The following is a 21,995-nucleotide window of genomic DNA, read 5'->3' on the forward strand; positions in this document are numbered from 1 at the left end:
GTGTGCCCGCCCCGGACGCCCGCCGGGGCCGCCGCCTGGGTCAGAGCTGCCGTGCGATGTCCGGCAGCAGGTCCTGGAAGGTGCGGCCGTTGGACGGCGCGCCGATCGCGGTCATGTTCCAGCCCTGGCCGCTGCGGTGGACCTTGGCCATGATCTGCGCGGTGTACGCGCCGCCGCCGGCGAGCGTGTAGCGGGCGAGCTCGCGGCCGTTGGTCTCGTCGACCAGGCGGCAGAAGGCGTTGGCGACCTCCTCGAAGGTCTGCCCGGTGAAGGAGTTCACCGTGAACACGATCTGGTCCACGTGCACCGGGACGCGCTGGAGGTCGACCAGGATGGCCTCGTCGTCCCCTCCGGTGCCCGCGCCGCCGACCAGGTTGTCACCGGTGTGCCGCACCGAGCCGTCGTCGCTGACGAGGTGGCGGAAGAACACCACGTCCCGCAGCTGCCCCCCGGCGAACAGCAGGGCGGAGGCGTCCAGGTCGATCTCCCGGACGCGGCGGCCGAACAGACCGCGGCGCGGGGCGGACTGCCAGCCCAGCCCCATGCGGACCGCGGTGAGACTGCCGCCGTCGTCCTTCTGCAGACTGATCGCCTGGCCCTTGGTCATGTTGACGGTCACGCGCGGTCCCCTCTCGGGACATGAGTCCCCGTTGATCCCCTCACCCGCGGCCCCCCGCAGGCGCTACGACCCTATGGGCGGGCGCCACCACGGCGCCCGCCCTTGCGGGTTTTGTGTCGGTCCTGCAACACAGCGGTCCGGCCCGTCCGCCCTCAGGCCACCCCGGCCTCCTTCATCTGCCGGAGCTCCTTCTTCATCTCGGACACCTCGTCGCGCAGCCGGGCGGCGACCTCGAACTGGAGGTCGGCCGCGGCGGCCCGCATCCGCTGGGTCATCTCCTCGATCTGCTGCGCCAGCTCGGCCGCCGGGCGGTCCGTGACCGCGCCGTCCGCTCCGGCCTTGGCGCCCTTGCCCTTCTTCGCCGCCCTCGCGGGCTTGCCCGGGACCGGGGCCGTGCCGGCGGCCTTGCCGCCGGACTGCCGGTAACCGGTGCCGAGGAGCTGCTCGGTGTCGATCTCCTCGCGGGCGATCTGCGACACGATGTCGTTGATCTTCTTGCGCAGCGGCTGCGGGTCGACGCCGTTCGCCTTGTTGTAGGCGATCTGCTTCTCCCGGCGCCGGTTGGTCTCGTCGATGGCCTTGGCCATCGCCGGGGTGATCTTGTCGGCGTACATGTGCACCTGGCCGGAGACGTTGCGCGCCGCGCGGCCGATGGTCTGGATCAGCGAGGTGCCGGAGCGCAGGAAGCCCTCCTTGTCGGCGTCCAGGATGGCCACCAGGGACACCTCGGGCAGGTCGAGGCCCTCACGGAGCAGGTTGATGCCGACCAGCACGTCGTACTCGCCCGCGCGCAGCTCGCGCAGCAGCTCGATGCGGCGCAGGGTGTCCACGTCGCTGTGCAGGTAGCGGACCTGGATGCCGAGTTCCAGAAAGTAGTCGGTGAGGTCCTCGGCCATCTTCTTGGTGAGGGTGGTGACCAGCACCCGCTCGTCGCGTTCGACGCGCTCGCGGATCTCGTGGACCAGGTCGTCGATCTGGCCCTCGGTGGGCTTGACCACGACCTCCGGGTCGACCAGGCCGGTCGGGCGGATGATCTGCTCGACCTGCCCGTCCGACCGGGAGAGCTCGTAGGCGCCCGGCGTGGCCGACAGGTAGACCGTCTGCCCGGTCCGCTCCTGGAACTCCTCCCACTTCAGCGGCCGGTTGTCCAGCGCGGACGGCAGCCGGAAGCCGTGGTCGACCAGCGTGCGCTTGCGGGAGGCGTCGCCCTCGAACATGGCGCCGATCTGCGGGACCGTGACGTGGGACTCGTCGATGACCAGGAGGAAGTCCTCCGGGAAGTAGTCCAGCAGCGTGTTCGGCGGCGTGCCCGGGCTGCGGCCGTCGAAGTGCATCGAGTAGTTCTCCACGCCGGAGCAGGTGCCGATCTGGCGGAGCATCTCGAGGTCGTAGGTGGTGCGCATCCGCAGCCGCTGGGCCTCCAGGAGCTTGCCCTGCTTCTCCAGCTCGGCGAGGCGCTGCTCCAGCTCCGCCTCGATGTCGCGCACCGACCGCTCCAGCCGCTCGGGACCGGCGACGTAGTGCGAGGCGGGGAAGACGTAGAGCTGCCGCTCGTCGCTGATGATCTCGCCGGTGAGCGGGTGGAGGGTGGTCAGCGTCTCGATCTCGTCGCCGAACATCTCGATGCGGACGGCGAGCTCCTCGTACACCGGGAAGATCTCGATGGTGTCGCCGCGCACCCGGAAGGTGCCGCGGGTGAACGCCACGTCGTTGCGGGTGTACTGGATGTCCACGAAGCGGCGCAGCAGCTCGTCCCGGTCGATCTCCTCGCCGACCTTCAGGGGCACCATCCGGTCCACGTACTCCTGGGGCGTGCCCAGGCCGTAGATGCAGGAGACGGAGGCGACCACGACCACGTCGCGGCGGGTCAGCAGGGAGTTGGTCGCCGAGTGGCGCAGCCGCTCGACCTCCTCGTTGATCGAGGAGTCCTTCTCGATGTAGGTGTCCGACTGCGGGACGTACGCCTCGGGCTGGTAGTAGTCGTAGTACGAGACGAAGTACTCGACGGCGTTGTTCGGCAGCAGCTCGCGGAACTCGTTCGCCAGCTGGGCGGCGAGGGTCTTGTTGGGCGCCATCACCAGCGTCGGCCGCTGGAGCTGCTCGATCATCCAGGCGGTGGTGGCGGACTTGCCGGTGCCGGTCGCGCCGAGCAGCACGACGTCCTTCTCACCGGCCTTGATGCGCCGGGACAGCTCGGCGATCGCGGCGGGCTGGTCACCGCTCGGCTGGTAGGGACTGACGACCTCGAAGGGCGCCACCGTGCGTTCGATGTGGGAAACGGGCCGCATGCCTCCACGGTACGACCCGCCACCGACAACGGGCGCGGGCAGCGGCCGCGGGCACGGGCACGGGCCGCAGGCGCGGGGAGCGGACGCCGGCCGCAGGCGCGCGGTCAGCCGTGCCGGGCGGCGCTGCGTTCCTCGTGCCGGGTTCCGGCGGGGGCGCCCCGTCGGGCGCCGCGGGCCGCCGGGTGCCGGCCGGGGCGGGCGGCGGGCGCGCTCCGGGGCATCGGGGCGTACGGGTCCTCGGGGTCCAGCTTCGGGGCGGGGTGGCTCATCACCATCTGCGGGTCGAACATCACCACGACACCGGCCAGCAGCAGGAAGGCCAGCGGACCGGCCAGCATGGGGCCGAGCAGCGTCTCCGCCGCGTCGCCCGGCGGGACCGCCGCGACGTCGCCGTGCAGGTGGACGCTGGCGGCGGCCATCCCGGTGTAGTGCATGCCGGTGACCGCGAGGCCCATCACCAGGCTGGCGCCCACGCTCCAGAGCAGGCCGCGCACCTGACTCGCCGCCCACAGGGCGGTGGTGGCGGCGACGACCCCGATGAGGACCGACAGGGCCACCGTGACGGTGTCGTAGCGCAGCTCGCCGTTGAACCTCATTCCGGCCATGCCCAGGTAGTGCATGGAGGCGATGCCCAGCCCGGTCAGGGTGCCCCCGGTGAACAGGGCCGCGCCGGTGGCGTTCCAGTAGCCCACCAGGAAGGTGCCGATGCCGACCATCACCACCGCCACCGCCAGGCTGGCGAAGGTGGTCGGCAGGTCGTAGTTGACCGGGGTCTCGGCGACGGAGAACCCGGACATGGCGATGAAGTGCATCGTCCAGATCCCGGAGCCTATGGCCGCGGAGCCCAGCGCCAGCCAGGCGGCACGGCGGCGGCCGACCAGCAGTGCCCGGGTGGTGCAGCGCAGTCCGAGCGCGCCACCGAGGCAGGCCATCACAAAAGCCGCCACCGGAGTGATCAGCCCGTGGCTGAATCCGTCGACCGTGCCCTGCATGCGCGGCTTCCCTTCCGCCCCATGTCGTCCGTGTCGGTGCGTCGCGTCCGTCGTGCCCGGTACCCGCCGAAGCGGCCCGGTACCGGTGGGGAGAGTATGACTCTCACCTGATGGGACCAACGATTCTGCGTCAAAGAATCACATCGTCGACCCACTTGTGGGGCAGCGACGAGCGGACTTGGGCACTCCACGTCAATCCACGCGCATTCCGGCATCCCTCCGCCGTGCACGCACTGCTGTCACTCTGGAACCGTCCGTGACAGCCGACGCGAGGAGAACGCATGCACGCCCGCGCAGTCGCCGCGACCGCCTCGGCGCTCCTGGGCCTCGCCGCCCTGTTGCTTCCCGTCTCCGGCGCCCGCGCCGACCAGGAGACCGGCAGGCCCTCGGTCGTCGCCCATCGGGGCGCCTCGGCCCTGGCGCCCGAGAATACGCTGCTCGCCGTCGACCGGGCCCACCGCCTGGGCTTCACCTGGGTGGAGAACGACGTCCAGCGCACGAAGGACGGCGTCCTGGTGGTCCTGCACGACGCCGGGCTGGCGCGCACCACCGACGTGGAGCGGGTCTTCCCCGGCCGCGCGCCGTGGCGGGTGCGCGACTTCACGGCGGCGGAGATCGCGCGGCTGGACGCGGGGGGCTGGTTCGGCAGCAGGTTCCGGGGGGCACGGGTGCCGACGCTGCGGCAGTACCTGGCCCGGGTGGACCGCAACCGGCAGAGCCTGCTGCTGGAGATCAAGAACCCCCGGCTCTACCCGGGCATCGCCCGGCAGGTGCTGAACGAGCTGGGCCGCTCCGGGTGGCTGGACCGGCGACACCTGGAGCGGCTGGTCGTCCAGAGCTTCGACGCGCCGACCGTGCGGACGGTGCACCGGCTGCGGCCGGCCGTCCGCACGGCGGTGCTGGGTTCGCCCTCCGTGGCGCAGCTGCGGGAGTACGCGCGGTTCGCCGACCAGATCAACCCGCAGCACCTGAAGCTCACGGTGGGTTACGTCGCGGCCGTGCAGAGCCTCCGCGGGCCGCACGGGCGGCCCCTGGAGGTGTGCGCGTGGACGGTGGACCGCCCGGTCGACACGCTGCTCGCGGCGGGCTACGGGGTCGACTGCCTGATCACCAACCGGCCGGACGTGGTGCGGCGGGCACTGTCGGTCTTCTGACCGGTCCGCGGGGGCGGGCCGGTCCCGGGCGCCTTTGGTGGACGCCGGCCCTCGTTGTCGGTGGCGGGTCGTACGGTGGGCGCATGGACAGCTGGGAGCTCGTCGACGGGCCGATCGGGCCGCTGCTTCTCCTCGCCACGCCCCGAGGGCTCGCGGGGGTGGTGTTCCACGCCCGGCCGGAGGTGTGCGCCAGGTTCCTCGACCGGGCCGCGGGCCGGCTGGGCGCGCGGCCGGAGCGGGACGCCGGGTCGCCGGTGCTGGCGGAGGCGATATCCCAGCTCACCGGGTATCTCGCCGGCGAGCTGCGGTCGTTCTCGCTGCCGCTGGACTGGTCCCTGCTGCCGGGGGGCTCGGAGGGGTTCAACGGGCGGGTGCTGCGGGAGCTGGCGGCGTCGGTGCCGTACGGCTCGGTGGTGGGGTACGGGGAGCTGGCCCGGCGGGTCGGACGGCCCGGCGGGGCGCAGGCGGTGGGGACGGCGATGGGGGCGAATCCGCTGCCGGTGGTCGTCCCGTGCCATCGGGTGGTCGAGAGCGACGGCGGGGTGGGCGGGTTCTCGGGGGGCCTGGAGACCAAGCGCCGCCTCCTCGCCCTCGAGGGCGTCCTCCCCGAACCCCTCTTCTGACCCGCCACCGCCGCACGCCGCCCGCACGGCCCCTCCGCCGGCTCCCGGGACCGAGGGGCGCCATGGCGGGGCGAGCCGCAGCGGGCGTGCGTGAGTGCCTACGCCCACCCTCCCCCAGCCCAGCGGCCCAGCGGCCCAGCGGCACGATCGCCCCAGCGCCCCAGCGGCGCGATCGCCCGCGGGGTGGGGGCAGGGTGGCCGCGCGGCCGGCCCGCGGAGAGCGGGACCGGGCGCGGCGGGAAGGTCAGGGGCGGCGGGCGCGGGTGGAGACGAGGGGGGTGGCGGCGAGGTCCATGGTGCCGGTGGCGACATGGGCCAGGTGGCGGTCGATCTCCTCCGCCGTCGCGACCCCCGCCGCCACCAACGCCTCCCGGTGCTGCCCGACCGTGGCCACCTCCAGTTCCCCGCACGCCTCGGAGGCGAGCGGGAAGTACACGTCGGCCTCGACCCGCCGCAGCCCCGCCTCCCGCAGCAGCCCGGGCAGGCGGCGCCCGTAGGCGAGGTCCACGCCGTGCTCGGCGAGGAGCCTGCGCAGCCCGAGCCGCAGCCGGTTGGCGAGCTGCTGTTCGGGGCCGGACTCCTCGGGGCACAGCAGCGGCTGGAGCTCCAGGTCGGCGTCCTCCACCAGCAGCCGCCCGCCCGGCCGCAGCGCGCGGATCATGGTCCGCAGCGCGCGTTCCCGGTCCGGCGCGCCGACCAGGGCCAGCCGGGCGTGCACCAGGTCGAAGCCCTCGCCCGGCGGCTCGTCGCGGCCCAGCCGGTGGACCCGGGTCTCCACCGGCCTGGTGGCGGCCTCCGCCCAGGAGACGTCGGTGTCGGTGAGGACGACCTTCCCCGTCGGGCCGGCCTTCTTGGCCAGCCAGGCGGCCACGGTGGCGCCTCCCGCGCCGATCTCCCAGCAGCGCCAGCCGGGCCCGACGCCCAGTTCCTCCAGGTGCCGGCAGGTGACGGGGTCGAAGAGGGCGGCCACCGCGCGGCGGCGGGCGCCGAGCGCCTCCCGCCGCGGGCCGCCCTGGGGCTGTGGGGCCTGACCGGGGTCGGTCCGGTCGTCCATCCGGTCGTCGATCTGGTAGCCGTCGAGTGTCGTCATGCCGGAATCATCCCAGTTTGCCCGGTGGGGACATGCCGTTCCACGCCGGGTGGCGTGGGTCGTCGGCGCGCACCAGGACGTCCGCGGTGACGGCGGGCTCCGCCTCCCGGTCGTAGCGTTCGAAGGCGGGCAGGGTCCACCGCTCCTCCTCGGCCGTGCGGCGGCGGAGGGCGCCGGCGGAGAGCGAGAGGTGGACGGTGAGGTCGAAGGGGAACCCTTGCCTCAGCAGGAACGGCCCGTGCAGCAGGAGCGGGGAGCCGGGCGGCAGGGCGACGGCGGGGGTGCGGGTGGCCCGGTCGGTGGCCGGGTTCCACAGGTCGGGCAGGACGCGCCCGTCCTCGCCGGGGTACAGCGGGCCGAAGACCTCGCGCCAGAGGGCGCCGGTGTCGAACCAGCCGTCGTAGTAGGTGTCCACGTCCTGGCGGCCGTACTCGTAGCGCAGCGAGGCGGGGCGCAGGAAGCCGTCCGTGCCGACCACCAGGGCGGCACGGCCGCGGGGGCGCAGGGCCTCGGCGACCAGGGCGGCGAGGTCGCCGGGCCGGGCGGCGGGGGCGCCGTCTAGGGCGACCCGCGGCCAGGGCGATCCGTCGGCGGGTTCCAGGTCGAGGAGTCGGTCCGCGAGGCGGTCGGCGAGGCGTTCCCAGGTGATCGCTTCGAGTCGCACTCCCCCACCGTAGCGGGGGCCCGGCGGGCCCCCGCCCGGAGCGGTCAGGCCTTGCGGGCCACGGCGACGTAGCCGCCGCTGACGATGTCGTCCTGCCCCGGCACCGGCTCACCGAGCTCGGGGTGCCACGCCTCGGCGGCCACGATGCCGGGCTCGACGATCTCCAGGCCCTGGAAGAAGCGGGCGAACTGGTCGCGGGTCCGCGGGGCCAGGTTCAGGGCGTTGTTCCGGTACATCTCGTCGACCTTGGCGGCGGCGTCCGGGTGGAAGTCGGCCGTGAGGTGCGAGATCACCAGGTAGCTGCCCGGGGCGAGCGCGTCCATCAGCCGGTCCACCAGTTCGTACGCGCCGTCCTCGTCCTTGACGAAGTGCAGCACGGAGATCAGCGAGACCACGGTCGGGCGGCCGAGGTCCAAAACCTTCCCGGCGCGCTCCAGGATGAGGTCGGTCTCGCGCGCGTCGGCCTGCACGTAGTCGATGGCGCCCTCGGGGGTGCCGCGCAGCAGGGCCTCGGCGTGGGCGAGGACGATCGGGTCGTTGTCGCAGTAGACGACGCGGGACTCCGGTGCGATGCCCTGGGCGATCTGGTGCAGGTTGGGCTCGGTCGGGATGCCGGTGCCGATGTCCAGGTACTGGCGGACGCCCTGCTGGGCGAGCCAGCGGGCGGAGCGCTGCATGAACGCACGGTTGATCTTCGCCATCACCGGGATGGTGGGTTCGACGGCCAGCATCTGCCGCCCCATGGCCTCGTCCACGGGGTAGTTGTCCTTGCCGCCGAGGAACCAGTCGTACATCCGCGCGGGGTGCGGCCTGGTGGTGTCGATCCGTACGGCCTCGCCGCCGGGTCCCTGTCCGGACATCGTCAACTCCATCATCGGTTGGGCAAGCGTCAACAACAGCAGAATCAAATCAGCAGCAGAATAAGCAAGTTGTGCGCACAGCGTGGACCTCGCGCGTCAACGGCCGCCCGGCAGCGGCGTCGTGACGGCTCATGGGCCCTCAGGACAGGAGGAAGTCGGCCTCACCCGCCTTAGCGCCCTCGATGAAGGCGGTCATCTCGGCGGAGGTGTAGATCAGCGCCGGCCCGTCCGGGTCGGTGGACTGGCGGACCGCGACCCGGCCGTCGGCCAGCTTCATCGCCTCCAGGCAGTTGCCTCCGTTGGGACCGCTCCACGGCTTGCGCCAGCCCTCGCTGCCCAGCAGGCCGGCCGGCATCCCGTTGTAGATGCGTGTCATGCGTACTCCTCGCGGAGATCCCGGAGGATCTCCTTCGTGCGTTGCGCGGTGGCGGCGGCAGCCGCCATGCGGTCCATGACCTCCAGGTGGGCCGCCACCTCGGCGCGCGCGTCCAGGTAGACGGCCCCGGTCAGGTACTCGCTGTAGACCATGTCCGGAAGCTCCGGCACGGCGAACCGGAACAGCACGAAGGGGCCGTACGTCCCGGCGTGCGGGCCGGCCGAGAACTCGGCGACCTGCAACGTCACATGGGGGAGATCGGCGGCCTCCAGCAGCCGGTCGATCTGGGCGCGCATCACCTCGGGCCCGCCGACCGGGCGGCGCAGCGCCGTCTCGTCCATCACCACCCAGAACCGGGGGGCGTCGGACTTGGTGAGCAGCTCCTGGCGGCGCATCCGCAGGGCCACCAGCCGCTCGGTCTGCTCGGGGTCCTCGCGGCCGGTGGCGCCGGCCATCAGCACGCCCCGCGCGTAGTCCGCGGTCTGCAGCAGGCCGGGCACGAAGTGCGGCTCGTAGCCGCGGATCAGGGAGGCGGCGCCCTCCAGGCTCACGTAGAGGGAGAACCAACCGGGCAGGATGTCGTGGTAACGCTGCCACCAGCCGGGCTTGTTGGCGTCCTCGGCCAGCCGGACGAAGGCCTCCGCCTCGTCGTCGTCGACCCCGTACGCCTTGAGCAGCATCTGCACGTAGGGGATCTTCAGCGCGACCTCGGCGGTCTCCATCCGACGCACCGTGGCGGGGGCGACGTGGAGGACGCGGGCCGCCTCCTCCCGCTTCATCCCGGCGCGCTCGCGCAGGTCGAGCAGGCGCCGACCGAGCACCACCTGCCCGACGGTGGGCGCGGACCTCGGCTCACTCATCCCGCTCCTCCTGAGGGGGCGGTGCCACCGGTCCGGCCGGCACATGATCCCCTGCTTTCCCGCGGCTCTGTCCCACGGGGTCGGACCAACACATTCTCGAGAACCCGCTGTTGGGAACGTTGGGCACTCCCCCCGCGGCATCGAACAGCAGTGTGCCATGGCCGCCCCAGAGAGTCTCCAGGCACTCTGCAATTTTCAGAGTGACCCTTGCCAAGTGTTCTTGTCACCGCGATAGTGGCATGCGTGATTCCGCCCGCGCCCTTAAGTGCCGCCCCCGCCGAGGGAACGCCGTCCCCGGTGGCCGGCTCCACCGCCGGGCGGAGGTTGCGTTTCCACCTTCCCGCCCACCCCTCCGCCCCGTCCCGGGCGCGCCGACTCGTGCGTGCCGGGCTGACCGGCTGGCGGGTCGCGGACGACACCTACGACAGCACGCTGCTGGTGATCTCGGAACTGGTCACCAACGCGGTGATCCACACGGGAGGCCGGAGCGTGGTCTGCGAGGTACGGGCGGTTCCCGGGGCGCTGCGCGTCACGGTGTGCGACGAGGGGTGCGCGGCCGAGGAGATCCAGGTGCGCGCCCCCGACCTGGAGCGCGAGCACGGGCGGGGACTGCTGCTGGTGGACGCGTTGTGCCGGGCGTGGGGCGCGTGGCGGCAGGACGCCGGGCTGCTGGTGTGGGCCGAGGTGCCCCATCTCGACCTCGGCTGGGGGGCGCCGCCCGGGCCGGAGGAGGACGCCGACGGCGACGGCGAGAGCGACAGCCGTGTCCCCCGCCCCCGGGCGGGCGGCACGGGGACGGGGGCCGAATGGGTGTGAGCACGGGATTCGCCGGAGGCCGGAGCATGACCATGGACACACTGGTACGCATGACCCGCCGAACCGGCGAACCGGCTCAGGCCCGGCGTCTCGCCGTGCCCGAACGCATGAGCCTGCCGCTGGGCTGCGACGCCGTCGTGGTCCCGGCCGAGTCGGCCTCCCTGGTCCTCCCCCACCTCCCCCGAGTGGGCTGTGTGTACGCCGACGACACACAGTGGTGGTGGATCGTGCCGGCCGACTCCGACTACGCCATGGAGTGGCCGGAGCCGGCCCGGTACGTGCCCGGGGCGGTGCTTCCCGAGGTGCCCCGCAGCGTGCCGGAGCTGATCCACACCCCCGAGGACACCGTGCCGTACACCCCGCCCATCCCGCTGTACCTGGCGCTGTGCCAGGTGACGGGCGCGGCGCCGAGCTGGTCGGTCGCGGTCAGCGCCTGAGAGCGCGGGGCCCGTCACCTCGTCTCCCGCGCAGCCTCGGGTCCGGCCTCGGACCTGACCGCGGGGCCGGTGCCGCGGCCGGGGCCGGTGCCGGTGCCGGTGTCGGGCAGGCGCCGGAGGGCGTCCCTCACCAGTCGTACTCGTCGTGGAACCGCAGCGCCGGCCGGGGCGCCGCGCCCAGCGCGTCGGCGCGCCCGCGCGGCTCCTCCCACTCCTCCTGCCGCCCCAGGGCCGTCAGGTCGAGCAGGCTGGTCAGCGAGCCCACGCCGTCCATGCCGTCCTCGAACGTCGAGTAGGTGTGGAAAACGCGCTCACGCTCCCGCAGGAAGCAGCTGAGCCCCGGCCGGTCGACCACGCGGCCGTCCCGCACCAGGGTGACGCCGAGGTCCGCGTCGAACGCGCAGCCGGCCGACGAGTACCAGGGCACCGCCCAGCCCATCCGTGCCTTGAACGGCAGGATCCGCCGGAACGGCGCGCGGGACACCGCGGCGAAGGTGGTGTTCCGTGCCCACAGGTGGGTGAGGGGTCCTATCTGGTCGAGGAAGGCCGCGCTCTCCGGACATCCCGCCTCCCACTCGGGCGGGAACACGAAGTGATGCACGATCAGCTGGTGCCGCCCCTCGAAGAGGTCCAGCAGGGTGACCTTGCCGTCGCCGCCGTCGAAGACGTGGTCGCCGGGTACCTCCACCATCGGCAGGTTCCGCCGCCGCGCGTTCAGCGCGTGCCGTGCCCTGCGCAGCGCGTCCTCCTCGGCCTGCAGCGCCTCGCGCGCGGCACGCCATTCCTCCCGCGGGACGATCGGCGGAAGACTCAAGGCCCCTCCCGGAACTGGTGCGAACGGTGTCCGGAGGTGCTGACCGGGGGCCGTCGGAAAACTCATCGCCGCCCGGCGGGGTTTTTTCCGCCACTCTTCCGCAGCTCTTCCGCCACTCCCGCGGCGGGCCGTGGCGGGTCGTTCAGGGAGAGCCGAGGAGGGCCGGACGGGGTGTCGGCCGGTGCCTGGCGTTCAGCTCCTCCAGGAGCCGGGTGAGCCGGCGGGTGTGACGGGTGGTGAGCCGGCCGGTGTCGTCGAGTTCCACCGCGCAGGCGGTGACGGTGTCGACCAGTTCCTCCAGCAGCACCGCCGTGCGGTCCGCGCCGGCGGTGCCGCGGGTGTGTCCCGGCAACGGCAGTTCCGCCGCGGCGAGGGAGGCCGCGGCGCGGGCCTGCGCCAGCATGCGGTAGGCCTCCCGGCGCAGGGTCCAGCCCTCCGCCCGGTGGCCCGCGGTCCGGGGCGCCTCGGGCGTGTCCAGGACGTGGGCGAGGTAGGCCTCCGCGGCGCGGGCGGCCTCGGCGAGGTGGGCCCGCACGCGTCCGCCGGCCCCTCCCGGAAGCGGCAGGTGGCCCACCAGCAGGACGATGCCGCAGGCCAGCAGCGTCTCGCCGATCCGCGCCGCGGCGGCCGGGGGTTCCCCGCCGGCCACCATCAGGGCGAGGACCAGCACCGTCACCACCGCGGTCTGCGCCGCGAAGTGCCGGGTGGCCAGCGGGATCAGCGCGGCCGCGGCCGTCACCAGCGCCACCTCGCCGCCGGGTGACGGCAGCCAGGCCGACGCGGCGGCGAACACCGCCGCGCCCAGCACGGTGCCCGCCGCGCGGCACAGCACCCGCGAGACCAGCGGCCCGAGGTCGGGCTTGACCAGGAACACCGCGGTGGCCGGCAGCCAGTACCAGTGCTCGTGGTGCAGTTGCTGCGCGACGGCCGCACCGGCGCCGAAGCAGAGGGCGACCCGCAGGCCGTACTCCCGTCCGCCCGCGCCCAGCGCCGTGCGGAGGACGGCGGCCGGGCCGCGTCGCCGGGTGTGCAGCCGGGACCGGTCGACGCCCCGGTCGAAGGTGAGCGCGGCCTGGAGCAGGGCCTCGTCGAGGCGGCGCAGCGCCGGGGTGGCGCGTTCGGGCGCGGGCAGTGCTCCGGGGTGACCGCCGTCCCGCACGGCGGCGGCGAGGCGGCGCAGCGAGCCGGCCGCCCGGGCCGGGACGGGGTCGCCCGCCCAGGCCAGGGCGGTGGCGGCCTCGGCGAGCGGCAGGGCGGCGTCGTAGCCGGCGTGCAGGCGCCGCTCGGCGGCGGAGCTGGCCCTGCTCCGCAGGCGGGGACCGCCGAGGGCGTCCTGCGCCTGGTCCAGCGCGGCGGTCAGCGCGGTCCGGCGGGCGGTGGCCCGCTCGGTCCCGGCAGCCTCCAGCAGGGTGGCGATCGCCTCGTACACCGCGGCGACGGCGGCGCGCTCGGCCGCCGCGGCCCGCCGGTCGCGGGTGGCGGCGCGCAGCCCGGACGGACGGAACACCGACCGCAGCGCCAGCAGCCAGCCCGCGCCGATCAGGAAGCACAGGGCCCGTTCGCCGGCGGGTGCGGGCAGCGGGGCGCCGGCACCGACCGCGCACAGCACCAGGAACTGGGTCCCGGCCGCGGAGGCCACCGGTCCGGCCGCGCTGACCGCGCCGGCCACCAGTCCGAGCAGCGCCAGGAGCAGGGGCAGCACGACCGGTCCCGCGCCGTCCCCCGCGAGGGTGCCGGCCGCCAGCCCGGCCGCTCCGGCCACCGCGGGCGTGCCCAGCCGGTGCACGGACGCCCGGCGGCCTCCGGGCCGGTCGTTGATCGTCGCGAACATGGCTCCCAGCGCCGCCGCGATCCCGGCGGGCGGCCGGTCGGCGAGCAGCGCGGCGGCGAGCAGCGGGCCCGCCGCGCAGGCTCCCCGGGCCACGGCGCCCCACGGCACGGGTTCCCTCCGGGCCGACAGCGCGTGCGCGAGCCACGGAGGAAGGGAGGGGCGGCGGGGGCGTGCGGACACGGAGACTCCCGTCAGGTGCGGTGGGGTCTTCGGGCAGCGGCGGCCGAACGGGACGGAACTCACCGTACCGAGGCCACGCGAACCCGTGAGGACAGCGGTGTTGCGGGCAGGTGACGTGCCCCTCCGCGGGCGAGCGGTGCGGCGGAAACCGGATGCGGCCGGGTCCGGCGGCCCCCCATGATCGGTCGTGCTCCGCGCCTGTACGCCGGAGCGGACCTGAGACCTCTGGAGACCGCATGATCGAACGCGTCGTGACCGCCCCGGGGCTCTGCCCCCCGCCCTCCTACTCCCACGTGTCCGTGGTGGAGGCCGGGACCCGGCTCGCCTTCCTCGCGGGGACGGTGCCGCTGGACGCCGCGGGGAGGCTCGTCGGGGAGGCGGACCCGGTGCGGCAGGCGGAGCAGACCGTCGCCAACCTGCGGCGGCAGCTGGCCGCGGTGGGCAGCGGGCCCGCGCACGTGGTGCGGACGGAGGTGTACGTGGTGAGCGACGACCCGGCCGTGCTGGGGCGGGTCTGGGAGGTCGTGACCGCCTCCGGGCTGGCGGCCGGACCGCACTCGTCGACCCTGCTCGGGGTCGCCTGCCTCGGGTACGCGGGGCAGCTGGTGGAGATCACCGCGACGGCGGTGGTGCCGGAGGTGGTGCTCCGGCGGGCCGTCGCCGCCGACGCCGGGCCCGCCGCCGAGGTGTACCTGCGCTCCTACGACGCGGCGCTGCCGACCGTGAGCCGGGCGCACGGCGACGACGAGGTCCGGGAGTGGTTCCGGGAGGTGGTGGTGCCGTCGCGGGAGACCTGGGTCGCGGAGTCCGGCGGGGAGACGGTCGGCCTGATGGTCCTCGGGGACGAGGAGCTGTCCCAGCTCTACCTCCACCCCGACTGGCGGGGCCGAGGCCTGGGCGACCGGTTCGTGGCGCTGGCGAAGGAGCGGCGGCCCGGCGGGCTGTTCCTGTGGGCCTTCCAGGTCAACGGGCCCGCCGCGCGGTTCTACGAACGGCACGGGTTCGTGGCGCGGGAGCGGACGGACGGCTCCGGCAACGAGGAACGCGAGCCGGACGTGCGGTACGCCTGGAGTCCCGGGCACCGGCCGGGGACACCGGGTCCGTCCGCTCCCTCGGCCGCCGTGGTGGGGTGACACGGCCTCGGCGAACGGCGCGGCGGACCGCCGGGCCGGGCCGCCCCGTGGCGGCGGCGCCCACAGCTACAGCCCCGCGGCCTCGGCGGCCTCGGTGAGGACCTCGCGGAGCATCGCGGGCGTCAGCTTTCCGGTGAAGACGTTGCGCTGGCTGACGTGGAAGCAGCCGAGGAGGGTCAGCGGGGTCCGTCCGGGCTCGGCGGGCTCCAGGCGGACCCGCGTCCCGTGGGCGAACGCGGGGCGGGGGCGCGGGACCGTCCAGCCCGCCTCCGCCAGGGCCGGCAGCGCGGCCTGCCAGCCGAAGGCGCCGAGGACCACCACCGCCCGCAGGGTGGGGCGCAGCAGCGAGAGTTCCCGCACCAGCCAGGTCCGGCAGGTGTCGCGTTCCAGCGGGGTGGGCCGGTTCTCCGGCGGCGCGCAGTGCACGGGCGCGGTCACCCGCACGCCGTACAGTTCCAGGCCGTCGCCCAGGTGCGTGGAGACCGGCTGGGAGGCGAGCCCCACCTCGTGCAGCGCGGCGTAGAGCACGTCGCCGGAGCGGTCGCCGGTGAACATCCGGCCGGTACGGTTGCCGCCGTGCGCGGCGGGGGCCAGGCCGATCACCGCGAGCCGCGCGTCCGGCGGCCCGAAACCGGGGACCGGCCGCCCCCAGTACTCCTGGTCGGCGAAGGCCGCACGCTTGACGCGGGCGACCTCCTCCCGCCAGGCGACCAGCCGCGGGCAGGCCCGGCACTCGCTGATCCGCCGGTCCAGCAGGTCGAGGTCGTGATCCATACGGTCCCAGCCTAGGGCCTGTCCGGCCGGAACTGTCCGGCCGGGACTGTCAGGCCGCGCCCCTCACGCGGAGCCCGTCAGGTGATCGCCGCGCCCAGCGCCAGGAACAGGCAGACGAGGATGAACAGCAGGCCCAGCAGCGGCAGCACGAACCGGATGTAGCGGTTGTAGCCCACCTTGGCCAAGGCGCAGCCGCCCATGACGACCGCGCTGGTCGGCACCCAGAGGTTCATGATCCCGCTGGACGCCTGCCACGCGGTGACGGCCACCGCCCGGGAGACGCCCGCGAAGTCGGCCAGCGGGGCGATGATCGGCATCGCCAGCGTCGCGTGCCCCGAGGTGGACGGGATCAGGAAGGCCAGCGGCAGGTTCACCACGAACACCAGGATGGCGAAGATCCCCGACGAGGTGCCCTGCACCACCCCCTCGACGCCGTGCAGCACGGTGTCGGTGATCCGCGCGTTGTTCATGATCACGGTGACCCCGCGGGCCAGCACCACCACCAGCGCGGGGGCGATGAAGTCCGCCGCGCCCCGCACCACGGTGTCGCTGACCTTCCGCTCGCCCATCCGGGCGATCACCCCCACCAGCACCGCCGCCACCAGGAACATCGCGGCGAGCTGCGGGAAGTACCAGCCCAGCTCGAAGCCGTAGGGCTCGGCGTCGGCGTCGCCGGTGAGCGCGGCGGACCAGGGAACCACCGCGAAGATCATGAACGCGAAGACCAGCACCATGGTGGCCAGCACCGCCCGCTCCGTGCCCCCCAGCGGCGGCACCTCCCGCCGGGCCTCGGCGGCCGGTTCCCGGTCCCCGGGCAGGAACCCGGAGAGCGACCGCTCCGGGTTCCTCCGCACCCGGCGGGCGTAGAGCAGGACGTGCCCGACGGTCACGGCGGTGAGCGTCAGCCACATCACGAAGCGCAGCACGATCCCGTCGCCGAGGGAGATCCCGGCGGCCGAGGACGCCACCCCGGTGGCGAACGGGTTCACCGTGGACGTCAGCACGCCGACGCCCGCGCCGAGGACGGTCACCCCGAGCGCGGTCATCCGGTCGTAGCCCAGCGCCAGCATCAGCGGCACGACCAGCCCGTAGAACCCGAGGGTCTCCTCGGCGAACCCGGACACCGTGCCGAGCACCGCGAAGACCAGCATGATCGCCACGACCAGCAGCGCACTGCGGTTCCGCAGCCGGTGGGCCAGCCGCTCGATGCCGCGGTCGAGGGCGCCGGTCGCGAACACCATGGTGATGAACGCGCCGATGGCCAGGACGTACAGGAAGACGCCGGCCGCGCCGTACAGCTCGCCCGCCAGGTCCGGGCCGACCGTCCCGTTCTCGTCCCGGACGCCGTACAGGCCGTTCACCGGGGCCAGGAACAGGTCGTTCAGCCGCTCGAGGAAGCTCAGCCCGGAGTCGACCCGGTGGTAGGTGCCCTGCACCGGCGCGCCGTCCTCGTCGCGGTCGTAGACGCCGGCCGGGACGACGAAGGCCAGCAGCCAGACCGCCACGGTGACGAGCGCCAGCACGGTGAGCGCGCTGGGGAACACGAACCTGCGCCGGGGCCGCTGCTCGGCGTCCGCCCGCGACGGCGGTACGGCACTGCTCATGGGCCGGCTGCTCCCCTCTGGCGTCGCTCGCGCCCACCCAGCCTGGAACCGGGCGGCGCCGGACGCACTCCGGGATGGTCCGTTCAGCGGCGGGGCTTCCGGCCGCCCCGTGGGCCGGGCCCGCGCAGTAGAGTCGACCGCATGAGTGAGAGCGTTCGGGTGGACGTCTGGATCTGGTCCGTGCGGCTGGTCAAGACCCGCTCGCTGGCGGCCGCGGCCTGCCGGGGCGGTCATGTCCGGGTGAACGGGGAGCGGGTCAAGCCCGCCCACGCGCTGAGGACCGGCGACGAGGTCCGGGTGCGGCACGAGGGCCGGGAACGGGTCGTCGTGGCCAAGCAGCTGATCCGCAAGCGGGTCGGCGCGCCCGCCGCCGTCGAGTGCTACGTGGACAACAGCCCGCCGCCCCCGCCGCGCGAGGCGGTCGCGCCGGCCGGGATCCGCGACCGCGGGGCGGGCCGGCCCACCAAGCGGGACCGACGTGAGATGGACCGGCTGCGCGGCCTGGAGGCCTCCCGCCGGGCCGCCGCGGCCGCCGAGCCGCGGGCCTGACGTCCGTCGCGACAGCCCGTCCGGGAGGGTGGTGCGGAGGATGCGCCGTTCGGGAGACGAGCCGGTGCACGCCCGCAGCGCGCTGCGGCTGCGGTTGTGGCTCAGCCTGTGGGGCCTGGTCGCCTCGGTGGCCGGCGTGGTGCTCTTCGCGCTCGGCGGGCACCCCGGCTGGGCGCTGATCTGCGGGGCGGCTCTCGTGGTGGTCCTGGCCGACCTGGCGATGGTGATCCGACACCTCCGCCAGGGCCCCCACTACCAGCCGGGCCCGGACGTCCCGCCGTACCACTATCCCGACTAGGGCCTGTCCGGCGGGTCAGTCGGCCGGGCCGTCGCCCGGCCCGTCGGCCGGCGGGTCGAAGCGGGCGGCGCTCACGAAGTCCGGACGCGGGTCCAGCGCGGCCGCCAGCCGGAAGTGCCGCCGCGCCTGGTCGTGGCGTCCCTGCCGCTCGTAGGTCCGCCCCAGCGCGAAGTGCGCGTAGGCGTTGTCCGGTTCGCGCTCCAGCACGACGGTGAACTCCAGCTCGGCCGGCCTGAGCTGCGCCGCGGCGAAGAACGCCCGGGCCCGCAGCAGCCGCGCGGCCGTGTTCTCCGGGTGGGCGGCGATCACCGCGTCGAGCAGTTTCACCGCGCCCCTCGGGTCCCGCGCCGCGAGCAACTGCTCGGCGGCTCGGAAGTCGATGACGTGCGTCTCCGGGGTCCTCCCGGACGCGCCACTGGTGTCGGGCACGTCTGCCCTCCTTCTCTCGGTGAGCAGCCTTCCCTCGGCGGACCGCTTCAACGCGCCGGCGCGTGGCGCTATTCCGCCGGGCGGGCGCGGCGGGCGAGTTCCTCCCACACCTCGGCCACGCGCCGCCTGAGCTGCTCCAGCGGCACGTCGTTGTCGATGACGACGTCCGCGATCTTCAGCCGCTCCTCGCGGGTGGCCTGCGCGGCCATCCGGGCCCGGGCGTCCTCCTCGCTCATACCGCGCAGCCGCGTGAGCCGGTCCAGCTGGGTTCCGGGGCTCGCGTCGACCACCACCACCAGGTCGTAGAGGGGCGCCAGCCCGTTCTCGGTGAGCAGCGGCACGTCGTGGACCACCACGGCGTCGGCCGGGGCGGCGGCCTCCAGGGCGCGGCTGCGCTCCCCCACCAGCGGGTGCACGATCGCGTTGAGCACCGCCCGCTTCTCCGGGTCGGCGAAGACGATCGCGCCCAGCTTCGGCCGGTCCAGGCTGCCGTCCTCGGCCAGCACCTCGGGCCCGAACGCCTCCACCACGGCGGCGAGCCCCGGCGTGCCGGGGTCCACGACCTCCCGTGCGATGCGGTCCGCGTCGATCAGCACCGCCCCGTGCTCCACGAGCAGCCGGGACACCTCGCTCTTGCCGGCGCCGATTCCGCCGGTCAGCCCCACAGTCAGCATGGCCGCAGCCTAGTGCGCGGCCCCGGCCGCCCCGACGGGGGCCACCCCGCCCGGCGCCGCGTCCGCCGCCGCGGGCCCGGCGGCCCGAGGGAGGGGGGTGCGGCGGCGGCCCGGGCGGGAACAGCGGGGGTCAGCCCTCGCCGCCCTCCCGTTCGGCCAGGAAGCGCTCGAACTCCCGCCCGAGTTCCTCGGCGGACGGCAGGTCGGCCGGGTCGGCGAGCAGGTTGCCGCGGGTCTCCGCGCCGGCCGCCGCGTCGTACTGGTGCTCCAGGCCCTGGACCAGGGCGACCAGTTCCTCGTCCCCCTCCCGGATCTGCCGTTCGATCTCGCTCTGGGTGCGCTGGGCGTCGGTGCGCAGCGAGTGCGTGACGGCCGGCAGCACCAGGCCGGTGGCGGAGGTGACCGCCTCCAGGACGGTGAGCGCGGCGTCGGGGTAGCGGGAGCGGGCCAGGTAGTGCGGGACGTGCGCGGCGACGCCGAGGGTGTCGTGCCCGGCCTGGGTCAGCCGGTACTCGACCAGGGCGGCGGCGCTGCCGGGCACCTGCGCCTCCTCGAACGGGCTGCGCGGCGCGGGCACCAGGTCGGCGCGGCTGCCGTGCGGGGTGAGGCCGACCGGGCGGGTGTGCGGGACGCCCATGGGGATGCCGTGGAAGTTGACGCTGAGCCGCACCCGGAGGCGCTCCACGATCTCCCGCACGGCGGCCGCGAAGCGCTCCCACTCGACGTCCGGCTCGGGACCGGACAGCAGCAGGAACGGGGCGCCGGTGGAGTCCTGGAGGAGCCGGAGCTCCAGTTTGGGCTCGTCGTAGGCCGACCAGTGGTCCCGCTGGAAGGTCAGCAGGGGACGACGTGCCCGGTAGTCCACGAGGCGGTCGTGGTCGAACCGGGCGACGACCTGGTGGGGCAGTGTGTCGAGCAGGCGGTCGACGACCTGGTCGCCGGTGTCGCCCGCGTCGATGTATCCGTCGAAGTGGTAGAGCATGACCAGGCCGGCCGACTCCTGCGCCAGCGCCGTCTCGGCGACGGCCAGACCGTTCGGCTCCCATGCGTACAAACCCTGCGGATCAAGCACTGTGGCGGTCCTCCTGTCTTTCCTGATGACAGAACGTGTCCGGGGGCGCGCTCATTCCCGCGCCCCCGGACCGAGGACCCGTCAGGGGGCGCGGCCCGCGGCGGACTCCGCCGTCAGCCGGCCAGCACCCGCCGGTGCAGTTCGGTGACGACCTTGCGGGCCGAGGAGATGGCGCCGTGCTGCCAGGCGTCGAGGTGGCTGAGGTGGTCGCCGGCGAAGTAGACGTTGCCCTGCGCCTGGTTCAGCGGCGCGAAGGCGGGGGCGTCGGGGCCGCCGGACATCGAGTGCCAGGCGCCCTCGAGGTGGGGGACCAGCTTCCACTGGTGGGAGAAGGCGGCCGCGAGCTCGGTGCGGTACTTGTCGCCATGGATCTTCACGCCCTGGGCGACGGCCCGCTCGGTGCGCTGGGCCGGGGTGAGCGCCGAGTAGGCGTCGGCGTTGGCGCCGGTGTTGTAGTAGCCGATGATCAGGCCGCGCCGGCCGAGGTGTCCGTGGGACGGGTACCAGATGTGGCTGAGGTCGAGATCGGTCTCGGTGATGCCGCCGAAGATCTTGAAGTCCTTCTCCCACCATCGGCTGCGGTACTCCAGTCCGATCTTGCCGGCGGAGGACGCCCGCACCGCCTGGAGCGCGGTCTGGACGGACTGCCCCAGGTTGTGGGGGGTGCGGGCGAGGATCCAGGGAGCGAGGGTGGCGATGCAGTAGTCGGCCTTCAGGACGTGCGGCCGGCCGTTCCTCGTGTAGGTGACCTCGACGCCCTCCGAGGTGTTCCGCATGCCGGTGACGGGGGCGCCGGTGCGGATCCTGTCGTGGCCGACGGCCCGGGCGAACGCCCTGGGTATCGCGTCCATGCCGCCGACCGGCTGGAACATCAGCATGGCCTGGTCGTAGCCGAGCTCGAAGGAGAAGTACCGGCCGACGTTGGAGGAGAACACCTCGGAGAGCGAGGGCACGCCGCCGAGGACCTCGCCGGGGGTGCCGGAGGCCCCGGGGTCGATGCTCATGCCGCGGCGCTCGGTGCCCGTGTAGGTGAGGTCGGCGCCGAGCGACCCGTAGCCGCGCAGGAAGGTCAGCAGCCGTTCCTTGTCGTCGGCGGTGAGCTCCGCGTCCAGGGCGCCGGCGTTGGTGGCCTTGGCGAGGAGCTCGGAGACGTACCCGTAGACGTCGGCCTTGGCGGTGCGGTACTGGACGGGGGCCTTCATCCCGGAGCGCTCGTTGTAGATCAGGGCACCGGCGTTGCTGTTGGCGAAGACCTCGATCTCCACGCCGAGTTCGCGGCAGTAGTCGAGGGTGTTCATCCACTGCGCCAGGCGGCCGGGGCCGGCGTTCATGTACTGGCCCTCGCTGAACCGGGCGGTCTGGCGGACGCCGTTGACGTCGGTGAGGGTGTCCCCGCCGCGGACCGTCAGGTTGCGGCCGCCGACCTCGTCGCGGGCCTCCAGGACCACGCAGTCGTATCCGGCCTTGCCGAGCTCGTAGGCGGCGGTCAGGCCGGCGATGCCGGCCCCGATGATCACGATTCTGGCGGGCTTCCCGGAACGGCCCTGCAGGGTGAAGTCGCCCTTGGACGGCGGCCGGAACGGGGCCTCCTTCTCGGCGGCGTAGGCCGCGGTGGGAGCCAGCCCGAGGGCGCCCATGGTGGCGAGCATCGCGCCGGCCCCTCCGCTGATCCCCACGGCCTGGAGGAAGCTGCGGCGGCTGGTGCCCGAGCCCGGCTGCGTCTGTGTCACGGGGGATCCCCTCTCGTCGACGATCTTGATCGACTCGGATCCTCACAGCGGCACGTTACGCCTCGTCAGTCATGGACATGTCTCGCCGGTTTCCCGCGGTTACGTTTCCCGCACGGCCGTGCGGGGTG

Annotated in this window: 22 protein-coding genes and 1 pseudogene; 7 read left to right on the forward strand and 16 right to left on the reverse strand. The window is 74.0% G+C overall.

The window, feature by feature from the left end; all coding sequences use genetic code 11:
• Positions 1–40: 40 nt before the first annotated feature.
• The 3 genes from ABZ836_RS19455 to ABZ836_RS19465 all read right to left on the reverse strand — a co-directional run bounded on the left by ABZ836_RS19455 (position 41) and on the right by ABZ836_RS19465 (position 3,899).
• Positions 41–619: a TerD family protein gene (locus ABZ836_RS19455; RefSeq protein WP_361143738.1), complete on the reverse strand. Its 579-nt coding sequence runs from the start codon at positions 617–619 to the stop codon at positions 41–43.
• 152 nt (positions 620–771) lie between these two features.
• Positions 772–2,907, reverse strand: a complete 2,136-nt coding sequence (gene uvrB, locus ABZ836_RS19460; RefSeq protein WP_356131008.1) for an excinuclease ABC subunit UvrB — start codon at positions 2,905–2,907, stop codon at positions 772–774.
• Between the two features lie 104 nt (positions 2,908–3,011).
• Complete coding sequence (locus tag ABZ836_RS19465) at positions 3,012–3,899, reverse strand: MHYT domain-containing protein (RefSeq protein ID WP_361143741.1); 888 nt, start codon at positions 3,897–3,899, stop codon at positions 3,012–3,014.
• 281 nt (positions 3,900–4,180) lie between these two features.
• On the opposite strand from ABZ836_RS19465, the gene ABZ836_RS19470 reads away from it, so the two are divergent.
• Entirely contained in the window at positions 4,181–5,053 is an 873-nt protein-coding gene (locus tag ABZ836_RS19470) for a glycerophosphodiester phosphodiesterase family protein (RefSeq protein WP_361143743.1), read from the forward strand.
• 83 nt (positions 5,054–5,136) lie between these two features.
• A complete protein-coding gene (locus ABZ836_RS19475; protein WP_361143746.1) occupies positions 5,137–5,676 on the forward strand; it encodes a methylated-DNA--[protein]-cysteine S-methyltransferase in 540 nt (179 codons plus the stop codon).
• A 244-nt stretch (positions 5,677–5,920) separates the two neighbouring features.
• On the opposite strand, the gene ABZ836_RS19480 is transcribed toward ABZ836_RS19475, so the two are convergent.
• The 5 genes from ABZ836_RS19480 to ABZ836_RS19500 form a co-directional block, all read right to left on the reverse strand.
• Positions 5,921–6,766 carry a methyltransferase gene (locus ABZ836_RS19480; protein ID WP_361143749.1) on the reverse strand — a complete coding sequence of 282 codons (846 nt, stop codon included), beginning with the start codon at positions 6,764–6,766 and terminating at the stop codon, positions 5,921–5,923.
• A gap of 7 nt (positions 6,767–6,773) precedes the next feature.
• Positions 6,774–7,430 carry a uridine kinase gene (locus tag ABZ836_RS19485; RefSeq protein WP_361143752.1) on the reverse strand — a complete coding sequence of 219 codons (657 nt, stop codon included), beginning with the start codon at positions 7,428–7,430 and terminating at the stop codon, positions 6,774–6,776.
• 44 nt (positions 7,431–7,474) lie between these two features.
• A complete protein-coding gene (locus tag ABZ836_RS19490) occupies positions 7,475–8,290 on the reverse strand; it encodes an SAM-dependent methyltransferase (protein ID WP_356130997.1) in 816 nt (271 codons plus the stop codon).
• Positions 8,291–8,429: 139 nt separating this feature from the next.
• Positions 8,430–8,666, reverse strand: coding sequence for a DUF397 domain-containing protein (locus ABZ836_RS19495; protein ID WP_361143755.1), 237 nt, complete (start codon positions 8,664–8,666; stop codon positions 8,430–8,432).
• Positions 8,663–9,526, reverse strand: coding sequence for a helix-turn-helix transcriptional regulator (locus ABZ836_RS19500; protein WP_361143758.1), 864 nt, complete (start codon positions 9,524–9,526; stop codon positions 8,663–8,665). Before ABZ836_RS19500 ends, ABZ836_RS19495 begins: the two co-directional genes overlap by 4 nt.
• 297 nt (positions 9,527–9,823) lie before the next feature.
• On the opposite strand from ABZ836_RS19500, the gene ABZ836_RS19505 reads away from it, so the two are divergent.
• Together ABZ836_RS19505 and ABZ836_RS19510 are read left to right on the forward strand one after the other, a co-directional pair.
• Entirely contained in the window at positions 9,824–10,342 is a 519-nt protein-coding gene (locus ABZ836_RS19505) for an ATP-binding protein (protein WP_361143760.1), read from the forward strand.
• Positions 10,333–10,779, forward strand: a complete 447-nt coding sequence (locus ABZ836_RS19510; protein ID WP_356130990.1) for a hypothetical protein — start codon at positions 10,333–10,335, stop codon at positions 10,777–10,779. Before ABZ836_RS19505 ends, ABZ836_RS19510 begins: the two co-directional genes overlap by 10 nt.
• Positions 10,780–10,906: 127 nt before the next feature.
• Here ABZ836_RS19510 and ABZ836_RS19515 read toward each other — a convergent pair whose 3' ends face one another.
• Both ABZ836_RS19515 and ABZ836_RS19520 read right to left on the reverse strand, forming a co-directional pair.
• A complete protein-coding gene (locus ABZ836_RS19515) occupies positions 10,907–11,593 on the reverse strand; it encodes a DUF899 domain-containing protein (RefSeq protein ID WP_356130988.1) in 687 nt (228 codons plus the stop codon).
• Positions 11,594–11,735: 142 nt separating this feature from the next.
• A complete protein-coding gene (locus tag ABZ836_RS19520; RefSeq protein WP_361143765.1) occupies positions 11,736–13,604 on the reverse strand; it encodes an FUSC family protein in 1,869 nt (622 codons plus the stop codon).
• Between the two features lie 236 nt (positions 13,605–13,840).
• On the opposite strand from ABZ836_RS19520, the gene ABZ836_RS19525 reads away from it, so the two are divergent.
• On the forward strand, positions 13,841–14,737 hold the full coding sequence (locus ABZ836_RS19525; protein WP_361143767.1) for a GNAT family N-acetyltransferase: 897 nt from the start codon (positions 13,841–13,843) through the stop codon (positions 14,735–14,737).
• Between the two features lie 66 nt (positions 14,738–14,803).
• Here ABZ836_RS19525 and ABZ836_RS19530 read toward each other — a convergent pair whose 3' ends face one another.
• Both ABZ836_RS19530 and ABZ836_RS19535 read right to left on the reverse strand, forming a co-directional pair.
• The gene (locus tag ABZ836_RS19530) at positions 14,804–15,511 is read right to left on the reverse strand and encodes a uracil-DNA glycosylase (RefSeq protein WP_361143770.1); all 708 of its coding nucleotides are present in this window, start codon (positions 15,509–15,511) and stop codon (positions 14,804–14,806) included.
• A gap of 77 nt (positions 15,512–15,588) precedes the next feature.
• Positions 15,589–17,115 carry a YfcC family protein gene (locus tag ABZ836_RS19535; protein ID WP_361143773.1) on the reverse strand — a complete coding sequence of 509 codons (1,527 nt, stop codon included), beginning with the start codon at positions 17,113–17,115 and terminating at the stop codon, positions 15,589–15,591.
• A 147-nt stretch (positions 17,116–17,262) separates the two neighbouring features.
• Between ABZ836_RS19535 and ABZ836_RS19540 the strand changes: the two are divergent.
• Positions 17,263–17,664 (forward strand): annotated as a pseudogene (locus ABZ836_RS19540) (RNA-binding S4 domain-containing protein); the annotation flags it as partial.
• 40 nt (positions 17,665–17,704) lie between these two features.
• A complete protein-coding gene (locus tag ABZ836_RS19545) occupies positions 17,705–17,962 on the forward strand; it encodes a DUF6343 family protein (protein WP_356130979.1) in 258 nt (85 codons plus the stop codon).
• 15 nt (positions 17,963–17,977) lie between these two features.
• Here the strand turns inward: ABZ836_RS19545 and ABZ836_RS19550 are convergent, their stop codons facing one another.
• From ABZ836_RS19550 to ABZ836_RS19565, 4 genes are all read right to left on the reverse strand, one after another.
• The gene (locus tag ABZ836_RS19550; RefSeq protein ID WP_356130977.1) at positions 17,978–18,391 is read right to left on the reverse strand and encodes a tetratricopeptide repeat protein; all 414 of its coding nucleotides are present in this window, start codon (positions 18,389–18,391) and stop codon (positions 17,978–17,980) included.
• 68 nt (positions 18,392–18,459) lie between these two features.
• On the reverse strand, positions 18,460–19,065 hold the full coding sequence (gene coaE / locus ABZ836_RS19555) for a dephospho-CoA kinase (RefSeq protein ID WP_356130975.1): 606 nt from the start codon (positions 19,063–19,065) through the stop codon (positions 18,460–18,462).
• A 130-nt stretch (positions 19,066–19,195) separates the two neighbouring features.
• On the reverse strand, positions 19,196–20,137 hold the full coding sequence (locus tag ABZ836_RS19560; protein ID WP_361143776.1) for a PAC2 family protein: 942 nt from the start codon (positions 20,135–20,137) through the stop codon (positions 19,196–19,198).
• Between the two features lie 113 nt (positions 20,138–20,250).
• Entirely contained in the window at positions 20,251–21,867 is a 1,617-nt protein-coding gene (locus tag ABZ836_RS19565) for an FAD-dependent oxidoreductase (RefSeq protein ID WP_356130972.1), read from the reverse strand.
• Positions 21,868–21,995 lie beyond the last annotated feature (128 nt).

This window comes from Streptomyces sp. NPDC047130 (assembly GCF_040643475.1).
Lineage (GTDB): Bacteria > Actinomycetota > Actinomycetes > Streptomycetales > Streptomycetaceae > Streptomyces.

Coding starts and splice junctions, on each gene's coding strand:
- ABZ836_RS19495 (WP_361143755.1), bottom strand. CDS start 8,666: ATGACACGCATCTACAACGGGATGCCGGCCGGCCTGCTGGGCAGCGAG.
- ABZ836_RS19535 (WP_361143773.1), bottom strand. CDS start 17,115: ATGAGCAGTGCCGTACCGCCGTCGCGGGCGGACGCCGAGCAGCGGCCC.
- ABZ836_RS19490 (WP_356130997.1), bottom strand. CDS start 8,290: ATGTCCGGACAGGGACCCGGCGGCGAGGCCGTACGGATCGACACCACC.
- ABZ836_RS19510 (WP_356130990.1), top strand. CDS start 10,333: ATGGGTGTGAGCACGGGATTCGCCGGAGGCCGGAGCATGACCATGGAC.
- ABZ836_RS19465 (WP_361143741.1), bottom strand. CDS start 3,899: ATGCAGGGCACGGTCGACGGATTCAGCCACGGGCTGATCACTCCGGTG.
- ABZ836_RS19545 (WP_356130979.1), top strand. CDS start 17,705: ATGCGCCGTTCGGGAGACGAGCCGGTGCACGCCCGCAGCGCGCTGCGG.
- ABZ836_RS19480 (WP_361143749.1), bottom strand. CDS start 6,766: ATGACGACACTCGACGGCTACCAGATCGACGACCGGATGGACGACCGG.
- ABZ836_RS19500 (WP_361143758.1), bottom strand. CDS start 9,526: ATGAGTGAGCCGAGGTCCGCGCCCACCGTCGGGCAGGTGGTGCTCGGT.
- ABZ836_RS19470 (WP_361143743.1), top strand. CDS start 4,181: ATGCACGCCCGCGCAGTCGCCGCGACCGCCTCGGCGCTCCTGGGCCTC.
- coaE (WP_356130975.1), bottom strand. CDS start 19,065: ATGCTGACTGTGGGGCTGACCGGCGGAATCGGCGCCGGCAAGAGCGAG.
- uvrB (WP_356131008.1), bottom strand. CDS start 2,907: ATGCGGCCCGTTTCCCACATCGAACGCACGGTGGCGCCCTTCGAGGTC.
- ABZ836_RS19530 (WP_361143770.1), bottom strand. CDS start 15,511: ATGGATCACGACCTCGACCTGCTGGACCGGCGGATCAGCGAGTGCCGG.
- ABZ836_RS19475 (WP_361143746.1), top strand. CDS start 5,137: ATGGACAGCTGGGAGCTCGTCGACGGGCCGATCGGGCCGCTGCTTCTC.
- ABZ836_RS19525 (WP_361143767.1), top strand. CDS start 13,841: ATGATCGAACGCGTCGTGACCGCCCCGGGGCTCTGCCCCCCGCCCTCC.